At 50.9% G+C, this 17177-nt stretch carries 16 protein-coding genes and 2 tRNA genes; 2 read left to right on the forward strand and 16 right to left on the reverse strand.

Features of this window, described 5'->3' with window-relative positions; translation table 11 throughout:
* Positions 1-4: 4 nt before the first annotated feature.
* The 15 genes from ACTNDI_RS09055 to ACTNDI_RS09125 all read right to left on the reverse strand — a co-directional run bounded on the left by ACTNDI_RS09055 (position 5) and on the right by ACTNDI_RS09125 (position 14930).
* A complete protein-coding gene (locus tag ACTNDI_RS09055; RefSeq protein WP_441100661.1) occupies positions 5-1057 on the reverse strand; it encodes a diguanylate cyclase domain-containing protein in 1053 nt (350 codons plus the stop codon).
* 238 nt (positions 1058-1295) lie between these two features.
* Positions 1296-1369, reverse strand: a tRNA-Met gene (locus tag ACTNDI_RS09060).
* 32 nt (positions 1370-1401) lie between these two features.
* Positions 1402-1474 (reverse strand) — tRNA-Val (locus ACTNDI_RS09065).
* A 930-nt stretch (positions 1475-2404) separates the two neighbouring features.
* Positions 2405-3688 (reverse strand): phosphoribosylamine--glycine ligase, encoded by a 1284-nt coding sequence (gene purD / locus ACTNDI_RS09070; protein WP_441100734.1) that lies wholly within the window; start codon positions 3686-3688, stop codon positions 2405-2407.
* 209 nt (positions 3689-3897) lie between these two features.
* Positions 3898-4542 carry a phosphoribosylglycinamide formyltransferase gene (gene purN, locus ACTNDI_RS09075; protein WP_441100662.1) on the reverse strand — a complete coding sequence of 215 codons (645 nt, stop codon included), beginning with the start codon at positions 4540-4542 and terminating at the stop codon, positions 3898-3900.
* A gap of 311 nt (positions 4543-4853) precedes the next feature.
* On the reverse strand, positions 4854-5879 hold the full coding sequence (purM, locus tag ACTNDI_RS09080; protein WP_441100663.1) for a phosphoribosylformylglycinamidine cyclo-ligase: 1026 nt from the start codon (positions 5877-5879) through the stop codon (positions 4854-4856).
* A gap of 332 nt (positions 5880-6211) precedes the next feature.
* Positions 6212-6718 carry a 5-(carboxyamino)imidazole ribonucleotide mutase gene (gene purE, locus ACTNDI_RS09085; protein ID WP_441100664.1) on the reverse strand — a complete coding sequence of 169 codons (507 nt, stop codon included), beginning with the start codon at positions 6716-6718 and terminating at the stop codon, positions 6212-6214.
* 16 nt (positions 6719-6734) lie between these two features.
* Entirely contained in the window at positions 6735-8840 is a 2106-nt protein-coding gene (locus ACTNDI_RS09090) for an aminopeptidase (protein WP_441100665.1), read from the reverse strand.
* The gene (locus ACTNDI_RS09095; RefSeq protein ID WP_441100666.1) at positions 8837-9433 is read right to left on the reverse strand and encodes an HD domain-containing protein; all 597 of its coding nucleotides are present in this window, start codon (positions 9431-9433) and stop codon (positions 8837-8839) included. The genes ACTNDI_RS09090 and ACTNDI_RS09095 overlap by 4 nt, the downstream gene beginning before the upstream one ends.
* A 148-nt stretch (positions 9434-9581) precedes the next feature.
* On the reverse strand, positions 9582-9905 hold the full coding sequence (locus ACTNDI_RS09100; RefSeq protein ID WP_441100667.1) for a hypothetical protein: 324 nt from the start codon (positions 9903-9905) through the stop codon (positions 9582-9584).
* A 6-nt stretch (positions 9906-9911) separates the two neighbouring features.
* Entirely contained in the window at positions 9912-10607 is a 696-nt protein-coding gene (gene pyrE, locus ACTNDI_RS09105) for an orotate phosphoribosyltransferase (RefSeq protein WP_441100668.1), read from the reverse strand.
* A gap of 238 nt (positions 10608-10845) precedes the next feature.
* Positions 10846-11763 (reverse strand): dihydroorotate dehydrogenase, encoded by a 918-nt coding sequence (locus ACTNDI_RS09110; protein WP_441100669.1) that lies wholly within the window; start codon positions 11761-11763, stop codon positions 10846-10848.
* A 54-nt stretch (positions 11764-11817) separates the two neighbouring features.
* Positions 11818-12684 (reverse strand): dihydroorotate dehydrogenase electron transfer subunit, encoded by an 867-nt coding sequence (locus ACTNDI_RS09115; RefSeq protein ID WP_441100670.1) that lies wholly within the window; start codon positions 12682-12684, stop codon positions 11818-11820.
* 25 nt (positions 12685-12709) lie between these two features.
* A complete protein-coding gene (gene pyrF / locus ACTNDI_RS09120; protein ID WP_441100671.1) occupies positions 12710-13639 on the reverse strand; it encodes an orotidine-5'-phosphate decarboxylase in 930 nt (309 codons plus the stop codon).
* Complete coding sequence (locus ACTNDI_RS09125) at positions 13632-14930, reverse strand: dihydroorotase (RefSeq protein WP_441100672.1); 1299 nt, start codon at positions 14928-14930, stop codon at positions 13632-13634. Before ACTNDI_RS09125 ends, pyrF begins: the two co-directional genes overlap by 8 nt.
* Before the next feature lie 347 nt (positions 14931-15277).
* Here ACTNDI_RS09125 and ACTNDI_RS09130 point away from each other — a divergent pair, with 347 nt between their 5' ends.
* Positions 15278-15478 carry a cold-shock protein gene (locus ACTNDI_RS09130; RefSeq protein ID WP_441100673.1) on the forward strand — a complete coding sequence of 67 codons (201 nt, stop codon included), beginning with the start codon at positions 15278-15280 and terminating at the stop codon, positions 15476-15478.
* 475 nt (positions 15479-15953) lie between these two features.
* Here the strand turns inward: ACTNDI_RS09130 and ACTNDI_RS09135 are convergent, their stop codons facing one another.
* On the reverse strand, positions 15954-16328 hold the full coding sequence (locus tag ACTNDI_RS09135) for a hypothetical protein (RefSeq protein WP_441100674.1): 375 nt from the start codon (positions 16326-16328) through the stop codon (positions 15954-15956).
* A 207-nt stretch (positions 16329-16535) separates the two neighbouring features.
* On the opposite strand from ACTNDI_RS09135, the gene ACTNDI_RS09140 reads away from it, so the two are divergent.
* The gene (locus ACTNDI_RS09140) at positions 16536-17051 is read left to right on the forward strand and encodes a DUF5721 family protein (protein WP_441100675.1); all 516 of its coding nucleotides are present in this window, start codon (positions 16536-16538) and stop codon (positions 17049-17051) included.
* Positions 17052-17177 lie beyond the last annotated feature (126 nt).

Consider the following 17177-nt stretch of genomic DNA (forward strand, 5'->3'; position numbering starts at 1 on the left):
CCGTTCACTCCTTCTGGTGCGCGAGGCGCTTGTCTTCGTAAAGCATGCGGTCCGCCGCGGCAGTCAGCTCTTTTGGCGGCATTGAAGAAGACATACACAGCGAGTATCCGACGCTGATCGAAAGACGATATGGAAGGTGGAATCTGTCTGCATCCTCCTCTACCTGCTGATGCAGCAGTTCCACAAAGCTGCTGACCGGCTCCAGCGCACTCTGCGTACCAATGATCAAAAATTCATCGCCGCCCCAACGGGACAGGAATACCGGATATTTTCCCGAGACCTGTGTCAGAGATGATGCTATGGTCTGGAGTGCGCGGTCACCTTCCAGGTGTCCGTACTTATCATTGATCAGCTTGAACCGGTTCACATCAATCATAAAAAGATAGAAGCCATTGGATGCATCTGCCTTCTCGATGTATTCCTCAAGAATCTGATCGGAACGTCTGCGGTTGTTCAGGCCCGTCAGCGCATCGGAATAAATCTGCATCTCCTGTACATTGACAAAGAACAACAGCAGCGCCGAGAGGATACTCGGTGCCATTGTCGGTGTGTCCGGCACAATGCTGTCCAGAATGCCCGCGGCAAAAGGGAACAGAACGAATGTAATCATCGTGAAATATCCCTTCTTTACCGATCTGGACTTTGCATGTATGGATTTGATGACCGCATGTATTGTCACCAGCAACAGGTAGATAAAATCAAATACCATGACCAGGTCATACAACGGTCCGTGATATTCGGATACAGCATCGCTGTAGAAGATCAGGCCCGTCTGCAGGGAACTGAAAATCAGTATCACAGAGATAAGCATCGGTGCTGCTGTGACGGGCAGGAACCATTTTCTGCCAAACAGCTGGTGCTTCATCCGTACCTCCGAAAATAAATACCAGATAAAACACATCACCGGCTGACACGCAAGCCCGACCGCGTTCAGCACACTGCGCGCATGCCATGGCATATAAATCATGTGACTGGCACCGATTTCCCACAAACTGTCATCGATCATGAAGATACAGAAGACAGACAGAAGGAGTCTGAACAGATGAATCTCAAGCACTCCTGCCAGGTCATCTCCTGTATGGAACAAAAGAATAGCAGCACATATAAGACAGCTCAAATTTATGATCAAATAATTTACCGCAGCCATTTGTATCCGGTCACCGCCTTTCCACTCCCCTCCTGCCGGGAGATTCAATTAACAAAGCATTAACAAGCTGCAACAGCCAAGTGTAAAAGCAGAACGTGTAATACAGAAAAAGGGAAGTCAGGCAAAAACCTGACTTCCCGATTATACGTAGCGAGAGGGAGACTCGAACTCTCGACACTGCGGGTATGAACCGCATGCTCTAGCCAACTGAGCTATCTCGCCATATTAAATCGCTGCGATATGAGTGAAAGATATGGGACCTACAGGGCTCGAACCTGTGACCCTCTGCTTGTAAGGCAGATGCTCTCCCAGCTGAGCTAAGATCCCGTTTGCTTTGTTTCTTTCCTCAACTCGCTTTGCTATTATAACCTGATATTGTTTCAATTGTCAACACTTTTTTGAAAAAACATTTATGGCTTTTTTGAAAAACCATTTATGGCTTTTATGAACAGTTATAAAACATTTATGAAATGCCGAACCCAATGGGAAAGGGCTGCCTGATCGTCTCATTCAAATCAAGCAGCCCTCTTAATGAATATCCTGAAGTTTCACTGTATAACCTCACTTTCTATTCATTATACCATATTCACTTTTCTGGCAGATCTTCCGGATCAAATGTTTCTTCGCCTTCCGACTTCTCAGATCTCGTTCTTCGCTCATCGCACTCCTGCGATTTGATTTTTCTGTGAGTATTTTTTTAGCTTTATCAGTTAAATCCTATTGAGCTCGCATAACATTCAACTGCTTTCCCGTTCTCTGATCATCCGGCTTTCACTTTCCCATCGGACCATCCTCCTGAAGTAAATATATTCGAAAGAAAATCGGTAACTTTTATTCCTTATTGGTTATCTCTTTTCTTGAGTCTATAATACAGAACTAATTGAGATTTGTCAACCGTTTTTTGCAAATATTTTTATTAAAATATATTTGTCAGAGTATTCTGCATATTTAGCAATTTACCTGTTCTCACAAACAAGGCGCCAACGAGATAAAACACGCTGTGCGAGTTTTATCTCGCTATCGCGACGCTCGCCGCACACGAATACTTCGCATCCGGCTGCGGCTCACTGTTCGCGCAAAAAGTGCGGAAGCCCACACCATACTGCCGTGTGAGCTTCCGCGCGATATTTTTATGATGTTTTCCACAACAGCTCTGCTCCAATCTGCCATTCTACAGTGCCGCTGTCTGCTCAGCCTCTGAACGCATTGATTGGACGAGGAGCTCGCGAAGGGAATTGTGAAAGTACTGTCGTCTCCTCAGCCCTTGAACTCATCGATTGCGTGACCGATATCATGACGGTAATACTTATTCTGGAAGTCAATCCAGTCCACGGCCTTGTAGGCGTTTGCTCTTGCTTCCTTCAGATCCCTACCGAGTGCCGTGACGTTGAGCACACGTCCGCCGTTTGTCACAATCTCACCCTTGTCATTGAATTTTGTTCCGGCATGAAAGACATAATATCCGGGCTTGTTCTTGAAGTTCTCAAGTCCGTGAATCGGGAATCCCTTTTCATAGGAGACCGGATATCCGTCGCTGGCCAGCACGACGGTCACACAGGCATCATCCTTGAACTGCAGATCGATCTGATCGAGCGTACCATCAATGCATGCCTCGATGACATCGATAATGTCATTTTTCATTCTTGGAAGCACGACCTGCGCCTCCGGATCTCCGAACCGGGCATTGTACTCAAGCACCTTCGGGCCGTCGTCCGTAAGCATCAGGCCAAAGAAGATAATTCCCTTGAATGAGCGTCCCTCGGCCTTCATCGCATCCACGGTGGGCTGGAAGATGTATTTCTGGCAGAAATCGTCCACATCCTTTGTGTAAAACGGCGTCGGTGAGAAGTTGCCCATTCCTCCGGTATTCAGGCCCTGATCCCCGTCCTTGGCTCTCTTATGGTCCTGAGCAGATGCCATTGTCTTCACGATATTCCCGTCTACATAGGACAGCACCGATACCTCACGGCCGGTCATAAACTCTTCAATAACCAGTTCATCGCCTGCGTGACCGAATTTCTTATCGACCATCAGCTCCTTAACCCCGTCCTTCGCCTCCTGAAGGTTGTTACAGATCAGCACACCCTTGCCAAGCGCGAGGCCGTCCGCCTTCAGAACAATCGGGTACTTCTGATTTTTCTCGAGATAGGCAATCGCATCCTCCGGAGATGTAAATGTCTCATAGGAGGCCGTAGGGATGTTGTATTTCTTCATCAGATTCTTTGAGAATGCCTTGGAGCCCTCGAGGATCGCCGCATTTTTTCTCGGTCCGAAGACACGCAGTCCTTCCGCCTCAAACGCATCGACAATTCCGCCTACCAGTGGATCGTCCATTCCGACGATCGTCAGGTCAATTCCCTTCTCCCTGGCAAAGGCGGTCAGCTTATCGAATTCCATCGCCCCGATCGGAACGCATTCCGCCAATTCTGCGATTCCGGCATTGCCCGGCGCACAGTATATCTTTTCAACCTTCGGGCTCTGCGCAACCTTCCATACGATTGCATGCTCCCGTCCGCCGCCTCCGACTACCAGTACTTTCATTCCCATGTCGCGCTCCTCGCTTTCTTTTTATCCTGCAGGCAGCCGGTCTGTATACAGGCCGCATACGCCCTATCCCATACCGGATCACCTGTCTGCACTCAAATCAATACCTGCGCTGTCGTTTCCTGTCAGAATGCCTGTACACCGACAGCATCCTCTGCGCAGATCATCCGCTGTTTATCAGAACTTCTCTGTCCCTGTGTGATCGCTCAGATCTCACCAAAGGTATAATCCCGGATCTGCACCTTTCCGTCTCTTACGGATACCCTTCCGTTTGCGATCAGGTTAATCGCCTCCGGCATGATCTTCCATTCCGCCTGTTCCATTACGCGCCGCTGAAGGATCTCCGGCGTGTCTCCGTTCTGTACATAGACTGCCTTCTGAAGAATGATCGGCCCCGTATCCGTCCCTGCGTCTACGAAGTGAACCGTCGCTCCGGTCACTCTGACGCCACGCTCCAGCACCTTCTCATGCACATGCAGGCCGTAATAACCGGTCCCGCAGAAAGCAGGGATCAGTGCCGGATGGATATTGATCATGCGATTTGGAAAGGCTTCCACCATCTTCTTCGGGATTACAACCATACAGCCGGCCAGAACCACCAGATCCGGATGATAGGACTGTGTCTTCTCCAGATATGCGTCCTCAAATTCCGCCCGGCTTGCGAAATCCGCAGGTCTTACAACCGCGGCCTCGATTCCCTTTTTCTTCGCCCGCTCCAGGGCATAAGCCTTCGGATTATTGCTGATCACTCCGACAACCTCGGCATTTGTAATTGTCCCGCTGTCAATTGCATCCAGAATGGCCTGCAGATTTGTTCCGCCGCCGGAAACCAGCACTGCGATTCTCAGCATTATTTTTTCCTCCTGCCCTTTGCGTTCTTCGAAATCGCAGTCAGTACGATTACCCGTATAGCGTGCATTGATGACCGAACACGGTTTCGAAGACAGCAATAATATCATTAATGTAAACAGCGCCACAATACCTATAAGTCCCCGCTTCACTTCGCTGCTTCGCAGCTTCCGTTCCGCTGACAGGCATGAGCATTCTCACGTTTTCTCGCACTCCATCATGCTCATACCTGTTGTCGCCGCTAATCTTCTTCACCTCTGGTGAGCAAGCTCCATGTGGGCAAATAACACTGCGGCCGGACTTATACACTGCATCAGATCAGCTTTACGCCCTTCTCACCTGCTCTGATATGTCCGATCTGATAGGAATATTCGCCGGCATCACGAATTGCCTTCATGGTTGCGTCCACATCCTCCGGACGAACCGCCAGCACCATGCCGATTCCCATGTTGTAGGTGTTGTACATCACATGCTCGTCGATATCGCCTTTTTTCTGCATCAGTTTGAAGATCGGGAGCACCGGATAGGAGTTCTTCTCGATCTCTGCGTACACGCCGTCGCGGAGCATACGGGGAACATTCTCGTAAAACCCGCCGCCGGTGATATGACTGCAGCCCTGAATTCTGACGCCCGCTTTTTTGATGCTCTTGAGCGCTTTCACATAGATCTTTGTCGGTGCAAGAAGAACATCGCCCAGTCTTCCGCCGAGTTCGTCATAATAGGTGTCCAGTGATTCCGGAGTCATATCAAATACCTTCCGGACAAGAGAAAATCCGTTGCTGTGCACGCCGGAGGACGCGAGGCCGATCAGTACATCTCCGTCACGGAGATCCGCTCCGGTGATCATATCCTTCTGATCCACTACACCGACAGCAAACCCCGCAAGATCGTATTCGTCTGTGGGATAAAAGCCCGGCATCTCAGCGGTCTCGCCGCCGATCAGCGCTGCCTCGGACTGCAGACAGCCGTCCGCGACTCCCTTGACGATCTCCGCGATCTTTTCCGGATAGTTCTTTCCGCACGCAATATAATCCAAGAAAAACAGCGGCTCGCCGCCCGCACACGCAATATCGTTCACGCACATGGCAACGCAGTCGATTCCGACAGTATCATGCTTGTCCATCAGAAATGCGATTTTCAGCTTTGTCCCTACGCCGTCAGTTCCGGAAACCAGTGTGGGATGCTCCATGTTCTTGAACGCATCCGCTGAAAACGCACCGGAAAAGCCGCCCAGTCCTCCGAGCATTTCAGGACGCACCGTTTCCTTTACATACTTTTTCATCAGCTCCACTGATTTGTATCCGGCTTCGATATCTACTCCAGATGACTTATAATCCATTTTGTCCTCCATTCTTCTCCAGACAGACATATTGTGGCGCGGGCAAATCCCGCATGGCCCATTGTTGTTCCTGTGTTTCTGTTGCTTCTGTTTTTTCTGTTGTTTTTGTTCTTTCAGACTTTTCCGCATTTCCGCTGATTACGCGGCAGCTGCGAGAGCAGCTAAAATGACGCGGAGACTTATACGGTTTATGGCGCCCCGCCTGCGGGAGCGCGAAGCACGGAGCAATCCGCACTTATTCCGTTTATGGCACCCCAACTGCGGGAGTGCGAAGCATGGAGCAATCCGCAGCTTATTCCGTTTTTGGCGCCCCGCCTGCGGGGCATGCAGATTTACTTTGTGTAGTTCCTGTAGCCGGTTTCCTGCAGTCTTGCGTCCTTTGCCACGACGTTCTTTCTGCCCTCTTCGCCGTAGTCCCGGATTTTCTGAAGAAGCTCCGGGTCTGAAACCGCAAGGATCCGGGCCGCAAGAATCGCCGCGTTCTTCGATCCGTCGATTGCAACCGTCGCAACCGGAATACCGGACGGCATCTGAACAATAGAATAAAGCGCATCCGTACCGCCGAGCGCCTTGCTGCTCATCGGCACTCCGATGACAGGAAGCGGGAAGAGTGCCGCAACCATTCCCGGAAGAGCTGCCGCCATACCGGCTCCCGCGATGATCACGCGGATTCCTCTCTCTTCCGCGCCCTTTGCCCAGGACACAAGTTCCTCCGGTTCTCTGTGAGCGGAAATAATCCGCATCTCATAATCGATTCCAAACTCCTCGAGTACCGCTGCCGCCTTGGACATGACTGCCATGTCCGAGTCACTTCCCATCACAATTCCAACTTTTGCCATCGTCTGTTATCTCCTTTCATTTGACGTCATTCATCATATCTGATTCCGATAAATCTTTCAACGGCTCATTTAATTCTTCCGTTCCCGGAAGCACAAATTTTCCATTTTGAATCAGCGTGATCTCTTCTCCGTCTGCCTTTTCCACGGTAATGCTTCCCAGTTCCTCATAGGGAATCGTGATATCGGTGTGACAGCCGAAATAAGCCTTGCCCGGGTCTGTTTTGCGCAGGATGGAACGCTCGTTATCCCTCGCGATGATTTCCTTGCCATCCGGATTATAGACGGCATTGTCTTCCTCCCAGCTATAGCAGGTATCGCCGAACGCAAAGTGCGGTCCCATTTTCTCCGCGATCAGGATCGGCAGCTTGTCCGCAATCCCGTAGATCTTCGCCATACGGTACGCTGTCGTATTGGTTCCAATGGCACATTCGCCCATTGGAAGTGACGCGTGATGGAACAGAATATTTTCCTCGATATAGCGGCGGTTTGCCTCCTCCGACGCGAAATTGCCGCAGCTGTAGCCGGCAACCATACCGTCTCTGACCTCAATCTTCAGGTCCCGGTACTGGAATTCCCCGAGATAAACCCGGCTCACATGCAATACTCCGTTTGTCCCCTTCAGAACCGGAGAGGTGAATACTTCTCCGACTGGAATATTCACATCTGCCACACAGTTTTCAAAATTTGTCTGATGTTCCGGATCCGTCAGTGTATGCAGTGCCACCCTGAGGTCGGTACAGTTGCCGTTCATTCCTCTGACCCGGACCGCCGTGCCCTGATCCAGGGCGTTGATGAGCTTCTGCTGGATTTTCTGATACTTCCGGTAATCGAGATTATTGATCTTCACGGTTTCCCGGAAAATATCACGGAAGCGTTCTCCGATTGCGGGTACGGGATAGGCAATGATCGTAAAGCTTCGCTCCGATCCGATGATATAACGGTTCGTAATCTGTCCCGCCTCATTGTTGTACCGCACCTGCTCCTTCTGCTGCTCCTCGGTCAGAGTACAGCTGTGCCGGGATTCCGCCGGAGTGAAAGGCGTCTCACCAAACACATCCATACACGCCGGACCGCCGTGGACCTTCGCCAGGTCCTTGTATTTCTCGTATGCTGCCCGCAGTCCCTGCAGCTTCCGGGTGACAAAACGCTCATCAAGGAAGATGCCTGCGTCGTTTCGGTGATCATATTCAAACTGAGGATTCGGTACGGCTCCGTAGTAGCCAATCCTCAGATGCTGTCTCTTATTCACCGCATGTGTGGCGGAACGATATATGACGCTTTCCAGCCCCATTTCCCGGAACTGAAGAACCGCCTGCCGCACAACCCGCTCGAAGCCGAGCCGGTATCGGATGTTGACCGTCTTTTTTTTGCGGATATCCTTGTGACCGACCTCAAATCCGATCCGATACCCCTCTGTCCATGTGCGGGCAATCGACGCGATTTCCTCCTCGGAGAGGGTGTTCAGAAATAACGCCGTCTGTTCCTCGTTCTCTGTCACATATTCCCCAAACCGGTACAGATACCGCAGGTCGCCAAGGTCCTCCTTCATGATGATGTCCCGTGCAAAGGAAAGTCCGGGATCCAGACATTCGCGGGTTCTTCTGTCCATCATCTCCGCGGAGTAATCGCTGCAGTACCAGTACAGCGACTCCCGGATCAGTTCCGGTTCCGGAAGCTCACCGCCTGTAAACAGCTGATACACCTCAAGAAAAATTTCCAGAGAAATCAGCATGTCCCATACTCTGTCCTCAAACGCATAGACAACGGTTCCCCGGAGCTCCATGTACAGAAAAGAAAAGAGCTGCCCGTAATCCTCACCGAGGGTATCGGCAGAGAAATCAGGATTTCCAAAGCTCTTCCCGTAATTTTCCGGAAGTATGTCCTGATACATGCTGTGGTTCTGTTCTCTCAGCTCCTCCAACGAGGCATCCCTGAATTCTCCTCTTTCCTTCTTCAGCATCAGCTCCGCCATATCCGAGAGAAAAGCAGCTTCCTGCTCAAACCACGCCCTGAAAGGCTCTCGCACCCTTTTCTCCCCCGGAATCTCTCTTACGCGTCCGAGCGCAAGCGAGAAGCGTTCCTTATAATCTTCGGTATCCGCAATAATCTGTTCGTTCCTCAAGGTTTTAAACTGCCCTTCCTGATATTTTCCGCAAGAATTTCCTGCATATAAGACCAGATCTCCTCTGATCCGGTTCCTGTCTTCGCGTTTCTCTGCCTGACCTGAGACTGGTTCACACCATGCTCCCTCCAGTCTCCACCGCCGTTCGAATTGTTCAGCAGCATCGGCTGAAAATTATCCATCACATGCGCGAAACGGGCTTCCGGTGTCTCGTATGCGTCAAACTCCTCCCAGATTTCACGGAGCTTACGCCCCTGATCCTCCGGCAGAAGCCCGAATATCCGCTCCGCCGCCTTCATCTCCCGGTCTGCCTCTGTCTTTTTGGCCTCCTCATCGTATGCGTAGGTGTCCCCGGCATCGATCTCGACGATATCGTGAATCAGTACCATCAGAATCGTACGCACAATATCAATCTCCTGATTGGAATACTCCCTGAGTATCCATGTCATGACAGCCAGATGCCATGCGTGGTCCGCGTCATCCTCACGGCGGCCGTGTCCTGTCAGATGGGTCTGACGGAGAATGTTTTTCTCCTTGTCAATCTCAAGAATAAAAGCAAGCTGTTTCCGGAATCGCTCCTGATCCATTTCCATATAAAATCCGCCTCCATTCTGCCGCACAGCATCACCGGCATTCACGGTCCTTCTTCTGCCTCACATTGGCGCCGATATATCCTGCTCCCATTTCTGCAGGCACCTTAAGCGGCGCTTATGTATTTTCTGCTTTCTGCCTCTGCTTTCTTTAATGAATGCCCAGCAGGAAAAGCACAATCCACAGGATCGACATGATGCCTGAGGCAATCGCCGACAAGGTTCCTCTGCGAACGCTCTCTGATTTTTCCGAGAGCGCACGCATGCCCAGGTAAAACGCGTAGAAGGAAAAAAGCATCGCGATCAGCCCCGCGCAGCCGAGAGCAATCCCGCCCTGCGCCTGCACAACAAAGGAGATCAGAACCGTTACCAGGAGCGCGCCTAACGAGATCAAAGAGAGTATCAGGGATACTCTGGTGTCCGTAAATTTATCTTTTTTGATAAAGGTATATTTTACATTTTTCTTCTTAATCATGCCGCCTCAGAACAACCCCTGATATTCCTCTGCCCCGTACTGCGCGTAATAGCTGCGGATCGCATGCTTCTGATCTTCTGTAAGCGTCATTCGTCCAGTCTCCTGATTTTCTCCGAGATAGCGGAAGACATCAGCCATTGAGACAATGGCATTCGCCGGGAATCCGTATTTTTCAGTAATCTCCGAAAGTGCGCTTCTGGTTCCTTTTCCACGCTCCATGCGGTTCAGGGATACCATGAGCCCCTTGATCTGCACATCGCCCTGCGCCTGAATAATCGGGAAAGTTTCCTCGATCGACTTTCCGGAGGTGGTCACATCCTCGATGATGACAACCCGGTCTCCGTCCCTGATTTCACTCCCCAGAAGGATTCCCTTGTCGCCGCCGTGATCCTTCGCTTCCTTACGGTTGGAGCAGTACTTCACATCGACTCCGTAGAGGTCGCTGATGGCGATCGCGGTTACAACTGAAAGCGGGATTCCCTTATATGCAGGTCCGAAGAGAATATCAAAGTCAAGCCCGTAGCTGTCATGAATAGCTCTTGCGTAAAACTCGCCGAGCTTCTTCAGCTGCGATCCGGTTACATACGCGCCGGCATTCATGAAGAAAGGCGATTTTCTTCCGCTCTTCAGCGTAAAATCTCCGAACTTCAATACATGACTGTCAATCATAAAATCAATAAACTGTTTTTTGTATTCTTCCATCTTTTCTCTGTCGCTCCTTCCAATCTGCAGCAGACCGTCTTCATCGGTCTGCCACGGCGGTGATCCCATCGCCTCACAACGAGATAAAACACGCTGCGCGAGTTTTATCTCGCTATCGCGACGCTCGCCGCACACGAATACTTCGCATTCGGCTGCGGCTCACTGTTCGCGTAAATTAATGTGAGCAGATGGGTACTGATCACTTCGACAAATTCTCCGTATCTGCGCTGTCTGCCCATCATCCCTCAACTGCGCCTACAAGATCCTGTACGCTGTCGATTCCATTTTCTTCCAGGTATCGTTCGATTCCCGCTACCACATCCAGGGTTGCGCGCGGATTTATGAAATTCGCGGTTCCCACCGACACAGCCGTTGCTCCCGCGAGAATAAATTCCAGCGCATCCTCCGCGGACGCGATACCGCCCATTCCAATGACCGGAATATGCACCGCATGCGCCGCTTCATATACCATCCGGACGGCAATCGGCTTTACGGCCGGACCAGACATTCCGCCGGTCCTGTTCGCCAGGACAAATTTCCGGCGGTTCACATCGATTTTCATACCGGTCAGGGTATTGATAAGCGAAACCGCGTCTGCGCCTCCTGCCTCCACTGCCCTGGCCATCTCCCCGATGTCGGTGACATTCGGGCTGAGCTTCATGATGATCGGCTGCTTCGCCACTTTCTTACATGCTTTTGTGATTTTTTCCGCGACAGACGGAACCGTTCCGAAGGCAATTCCTCCTTCTCTGACGTTCGGGCAGGAGATATTGATCTCCAGCATATCCACGGGTTCATCCGCCAGCCGTTCCACCACTTCCGTATATTCCTCGGCCGAATGGCCGCAGACATTTACGATGATTTTTGTGTCATATTTCTTCAAAAACGGAAGGTCTCTCCTACAGAAGACCTCAACACCCGGATTCTGGAGACCGATGGCATTCAGCATGCCGCCGTACACCTCGGCCACCCTCGGTGTCGGGTTGCCGGGCCACGGCACATTGGCCACGCCCTTCGTTACAACGGCTCCGAGTCCGTTCAGGTCTACAAATTCACTGTATTCCTCGCCGGACCCGAAAGTTCCGGACGCTGTCATGACCGGATTTTTCAATTCCACCCCGGCGATCTTCACGCTAAGTCTGTTCGTTGTTCCCATCTATCTGTGCCTCCAGCTGATTCAGGTTTTCTTTCTATGCGCAAGGATAATCTCTCAGAGATCCAGAGTCATTACATTAAACACCGGTCCGTCCTTGCACACCCTGGTATTCTTCACCTGAGAATGACCGTCGATCTCCCGTGTCCTGCAGACACACGCAAGACAGGCGCCGATTCCGCAAGCCATCCGCTCCTCCATGGAAACCCAGCAGGGTATCTGCTCCTTTTCGGCCCATGCCTTCAGAGCGCGGAGCATAGGAAGCGGTCCACACGCAAAAATCACCTCCGGCTTCCTTCCATCGGCACGGATCGCGTCCATTACATTTCCTCTCGTTCCCACGCTTCCGTCTTCCGTCGCGATGATCGTATCGCCGTACCGGTCAAATTCTGACTTCAGAAAGCAGTCACTGCGATAACCGATGACGCTGATCACCTCTGTATCACGAATCTTCGCATTGACTCCGTCGGACTTTTCGGAAACTCTCTGCTCATCTTCAATCACATCTGACTGTTCCTCATCAAGTGCCGCGCTTTCGGAAAGTACTTTCGCCGTTTCCAGAAGCGGCGGAACTCCGATTCCTCCTCCGATGAGAAACACTCTTTTGCCCGCCGCTTCCTCGAGCGGGAAGCCATTGCCAAGAGGTCCCAGAATCTCCAGTTTTTCACCGGCACTCATCTGCGCCATCTCATCCGTTCCCGCCCCGGAAACACGGTAGACCAGACGGATCGTCTGCCGCTCCGCGTCAATTCCGCAGAGGCTGATCGGCCGCGGAAGCAGCCTGCTTTTGTCATGGAGAAAAACATTTACAAACTGTCCGGGAACTGCCTCGCCGGAAATTTCCGGTGCCTGAAGAACCATATCATAGATGCCATCGCTGATCCGGTTCTGGCTGACGATTGTTGCCGTCTCCTTTACTTTCATATGTTTTCGCTGTCCTTTCAAAGATTCATCTGACTGCTTCCAGAGCACTGTTGATATCCCGGATCATGTCGACAACCGCAGCCCTGGAGGCATCCGCGAAATGGTCCTCGCCATACTCCGCATATTCTTCCTTCCGGTATGCACAGATGATTCCGCGGGAGGAATTAATAATCGCCCCGAGTCCGTCCTCATTGAAAAAGTCAGTGAGATCGGCGCCTTTTCCACCCTGCGCACCGTATCCCGGAACCAATATGAAGGTCTTCGGCATGATTTTCCGGAGCATTCTTCCCTGTTCCGGATAGGTTGCTCCTACAACGGCGCCGATATAGCTGTATTCATCGCCCATCGCCTCGCGTCCCCACTCAGCTACCTTTTCGCCCACCAGCTCATACAGAGGCTTTCCGTCCACCAGCCGGTCCTGGAACTCTCCGCTTGACGGATTTGACGTCTTCACGAGAACAAATATTCCCTTCTTCTCCTCGCGGCAGACCTTGATAAACGGATTGATGCCGTCGCTTCCCAGATAAGGATTGACCGTCGCAAAATCCTCATGGAAACCGGAATACTCTTTATTTCCGACCTTCACATGCCCGAGATGGCCGACAGCGTAGGCCTCCGAGGTTGATCCGATATCGCCGCGTTTCACATCTCCGATCACGACAAGCCCCTTGCTCTGGCAATATGAAACTGTTCTCTCATAAACAGCCATCCCCGGTACGCCGAACTGCTCATACATCGCGACCTGCGGCTTCACCGCAGGGATCAGATCGAAGGTTGCATCTACAATTTCCTTGTTGAACTCCCAGACCGCCTCCGCAGCGCCTTCCAGCGTTTCTCCGTACTGATGGAACGCTTTTCTCCAGATAGATTCCGGCACATAGGAAAGCATCGGATCCAGACCGACGACCACCGGCGCGTTCTTTTCTCTGATGTTCTGAATCAGGCGATTAATCATAGTACATTCTTCCTTTCTGATATACGATTTTCCCGCCGCAGATCGTGGTGTCGACCCGGCCGGTAACCTCACAGCCGTCAAACGGTGTATTTTTTCCCCGGGATTCAAATTCCCGCGCGTCAATCTTATAGGATACATCGGGATCGATGATCGTTATATCCGCTTCCTTGCCCTCTGCAAGGGATCCCCTCTGATCCAGATGCAGAATTTTCGCCGGGCCCGCGCTCATCCGCTCCGCCATCTGCATTGGTGTCAGGATACCGGTTTTGACCAGATAGGTGATGGTCAGCGCGACGGAAGTCTCGAGGCCGACAATTCCGAAGGGGGCCTTTTCCATGGGCTGATCCTTCTCCTCGCGCGTGTGGGGCGCATGATCCGTGCTGATTGCTTCAAATACTCCCTCAGCCAGCCCCCTGCAGAGTGCCTTTCTGTCCTCTTCGGTGCGCAGCGGCGGATTCATTTTGTAGTTCGTGTCGCCGTGCACTCTGTCGCTGCTCGTCAGAATGAAATGATGCGGGCAGACCTCGCCGGACACATCCCAGCCTTTTTCTTTTGCCGCCTTCAGCATCTCGTAGCTTCCCTTCGTGGAGCAGTGACAGAGATGAAGATGTGCACCTGTCTCATGAGCAAGGATCATGTCTCTCGCGATGATGACATCCTCCACCGAATTTGTGATACCGGGAAGGCCCTCAGCTCTGGATATCTCATCCGCATTCACACAGCCGCCCTGTACGAGATTCCTGTCCTCGCAGTGATCCAGAAACGGAATGTTCAGTTCACGGCAGATTTTCATTGCCTCCCGCGCAAGCTCAGCGTTCATGACCGACTTTCCATCCTCGGAAACAGCGGGGATCCCATGCTTCGCCATTCCTCTGATATCGGCCAGCTTTTCACCGGCCTGCCCCTCAGTGACCGCTCCGGCCTGAAGCACATGAATCGACGCGGTATGCTCCGCCTTGTGCATAACATAGTCGATGCGGTCCGGGCTGTCACAGACCGGTTTTGTATTTGGCATCGCAACGATGGTGGTAATGCCTCCTCTGGCAGCCGCCTTCGAGCCGGTAGTCACATCTTCCTTCCAGGTAAGCCCCGGATCACGAAGATGCACATGCAGATCGATCAGCCCGGGCATGATCCACATGCCCCTTGCGTCGATCTCCCGGTCCGCCTTTTCTGTTATCTTTTTCGCGACTCTGGTGATTTTTCCTCCGGACAGATAGAGATCAGCGATGCCGTCAAAACGGGTGTCCGGATCGATGATTCTGCCGTTTCTTATCAGAATTGTATCCATAACGATTTCTGCCTTTCCGTATGAGGGACATCCGGCCGGATTTCATCAAACCTTCTTTTGTGCCTTTCCTGTCCCGGGCATAAATTTCCGTTTACAGTATACAAGATGGTGCCTGAGAATTCAAGAATCACCCCTTGTCTTGTCATGGAAAAGAGCTCCCGGAAAAAAGCGTGAAAAAAGCGAAAAACTTTGCCGATACTGCCCCGGAGTCCGTTGAAGAGGCCACTGAAAAGAAAGTCGAATTGTTCAAATTTTCTTGACTTTTCAACCTTTCAAACCTATAATCAAATCACGGTGAAAGCTTCACCGATTCATTATTTTTCTTAGTAAGTATGGAGGTACTTCAAATGAACAAGGGCACTGTTAAGTGGTTCAATGCTGAAAAAGGTTATGGTTTCATCACTGGTGAGGACGGAAAGGACGTATTTGTTCACTTCTCAGCAATCCAGGGTGAGGGATTCAAATCTCTGGACGAGGGCCAGGCTGTTTCCTATGATCTGGTTGAAGGCGCAAAGGGAATGCAGGCAGCAAACGTTGTTAAACTGTAATTTCAGCGAATGAACCCGAATCACTAATCCAGACATCGAAAGAATTGCTTTTCTTGTTACAGCATTTTGAAGCATTGATTTATATATATAGATATTAAGTTACGCATCAAGTGTTTGCACACGTTATAATCAGTTCAATCGAAAAATCACCGTCTTCCGCTCCGGAAGGCGGTTTTTTTCTGCTGTCTCATCTTTGAAAAGCGGGTTTTCTCTGTTGGCGCATCCCAAAAAGGCGGTTTTTCTCTGCTGGCGCATCTCAAAAAAGCGGTTTCCTCTGCTGACGCATCTCAAAAAGGCGCCCTGCTCTCGCAGAACGCCTTGTAGATCTTGTGCTATATTATTGCTGCCATACATAATCCCTATGGCTGCTGCTGTAAAATATCTTTTATGCCTGCGCTTCCTCTATGACTGCTGTCATGCATGGCACTTATGGGCATTGACGGGAGAAATCATTCTCTCGTTCTGCCGGAATCCGTCACTGCGCAGCCGACGCCGATGATACGGATGCGTCCGAGGAAGCAGATGCTGCGCTGCTGTCTGATGCTGTCGCAGATGATGCTTCAGTTGAAGTGCTGTCAGAACCTGTCTTCTGCTCTGTGACATAGCTGTTTAAAGCTGTCGTGTAGGATTCGATGGCAGAGAGGTCAAGCTCCGTCGTCGTTGCCTTTGCCGTAGTCGCCTGATTGTTCTTTACATTATTATATACCGCCCAGCTGAACCAGCCGATCAGAATACCGAAAACGGCCACAACTGCAACTACGGTCAGTCTCGTTCTGATCTTTTCTCTCCGCATGATTTTCTTGCGGTTCTTTTTCTCTTCCTTATATAAATCGACCTTTTCCTGACTCATTCCAACATACTCCTTACCTGTCTCTTGATCCGGGCTCCGGCTGATTCGGGCAGAAATTTCTCAGCATCTGCCATAATTCCTGCGTCGGCCCAATGTAAACAGTATACAACAATTCCAATCAAATGCAAAGCACAATCCGTAAATTCCCGGATTGTGAGATACCCGGAAGTCTATTATAATGGATACTGTATTTCGGAGGTTTTTACTATGATCGCATTACAGATTGAACATGTCGGCAGCTTCATGAATCACCTTCTTCTGAAGGAAACGTTCGACCGTTTTCTGGTCTCGGAGGCGCAGATCACAACCTTTACCACATTTTCCATCGACGGTCAGGCTCACCCGGAATATTATGAGGGCGACGCTTCAGATGACGGAATCACGAACAAAGTCACGAACCCACAGACACACCGGGAATCTCTTGTGCACTGGAGGGATATCCGATCCTTCTGCGTACAGATCCTGAAAGGCCGCAGGCTTCCTCTCTCCTTCCGTTTTGTCTTCCAGCTGAGTGCCGGACAGATCCGGCGTTTTATGGAAAAGAACGAACTGAATTACGATCCGGATGATATCCTTGGACTGTTCCTGAACATTCAATACCGGAATCAGACACTGACTGTAACTACCGGATCCTCCCTCCGGGTCTTTACGCTGGATCACTCCGTTGACCAGGCGTGGGACCGGTATGTGCAGAAATTTTTCACCGCCTGCGGGCTCGACTGATCACCTTTAAATTGTTGTTGTACAAATATCGGAATGTGTTTTTTTGTGTAAATACAAGGAAATATTTTATACGAATACCAGGAAAATGTTTTGCGCGAACACAAAAGGAGCGGGAAAAACGCCCAC

Source organism: Bilifractor sp. HCP3S3_D3 (genome assembly GCF_052063915.1).
Lineage (GTDB): Bacteria > Bacillota > Clostridia > Lachnospirales > Lachnospiraceae > Bilifractor.

What these genes read in the sequence shown, in the direction of transcription:
- ACTNDI_RS09100 (WP_441100667.1), bottom strand. Translation starts at nt 9,905, where the DNA reads ATGATTAAGAAGAAAAATGTAAAATATACCTTTATCAAAAAAGATAAA.
- pyrF (WP_441100671.1), bottom strand. Translation starts at nt 13,639, where the DNA reads ATGATTAATCGCCTGATTCAGAACATCAGAGAAAAGAACGCGCCGGTG.
- purM (WP_441100663.1), bottom strand. Translation starts at nt 5,879, where the DNA reads ATGGATTATAAGTCATCTGGAGTAGATATCGAAGCCGGATACAAATCA.
- ACTNDI_RS09135 (WP_441100674.1), bottom strand. Translation starts at nt 16,328, where the DNA reads ATGAGTCAGGAAAAGGTCGATTTATATAAGGAAGAGAAAAAGAACCGC.
- purN (WP_441100662.1), bottom strand. Translation starts at nt 4,542, where the DNA reads ATGCTGAGAATCGCAGTGCTGGTTTCCGGCGGCGGAACAAATCTGCAG.
- ACTNDI_RS09110 (WP_441100669.1), bottom strand. Translation starts at nt 11,763, where the DNA reads ATGGGAACAACGAACAGACTTAGCGTGAAGATCGCCGGGGTGGAATTG.
- ACTNDI_RS09130 (WP_441100673.1), top strand. Translation starts at nt 15,278, where the DNA reads ATGAACAAGGGCACTGTTAAGTGGTTCAATGCTGAAAAAGGTTATGGT.
- purE (WP_441100664.1), bottom strand. Translation starts at nt 6,718, where the DNA reads ATGGCAAAAGTTGGAATTGTGATGGGAAGTGACTCGGACATGGCAGTC.
- ACTNDI_RS09125 (WP_441100672.1), bottom strand. Translation starts at nt 14,930, where the DNA reads ATGGATACAATTCTGATAAGAAACGGCAGAATCATCGATCCGGACACC.
- ACTNDI_RS09095 (WP_441100666.1), bottom strand. Translation starts at nt 9,433, where the DNA reads ATGGAAATGGATCAGGAGCGATTCCGGAAACAGCTTGCTTTTATTCTT.
- ACTNDI_RS09140 (WP_441100675.1), top strand. Translation starts at nt 16,536, where the DNA reads ATGATCGCATTACAGATTGAACATGTCGGCAGCTTCATGAATCACCTT.
- pyrE (WP_441100668.1), bottom strand. Translation starts at nt 10,607, where the DNA reads ATGGAAGAATACAAAAAACAGTTTATTGATTTTATGATTGACAGTCAT.
- purD (WP_441100734.1), bottom strand. Translation starts at nt 3,688, where the DNA reads ATGAAAGTACTGGTAGTCGGAGGCGGCGGACGGGAGCATGCAATCGTA.
- ACTNDI_RS09115 (WP_441100670.1), bottom strand. Translation starts at nt 12,684, where the DNA reads ATGAAAGTAAAGGAGACGGCAACAATCGTCAGCCAGAACCGGATCAGC.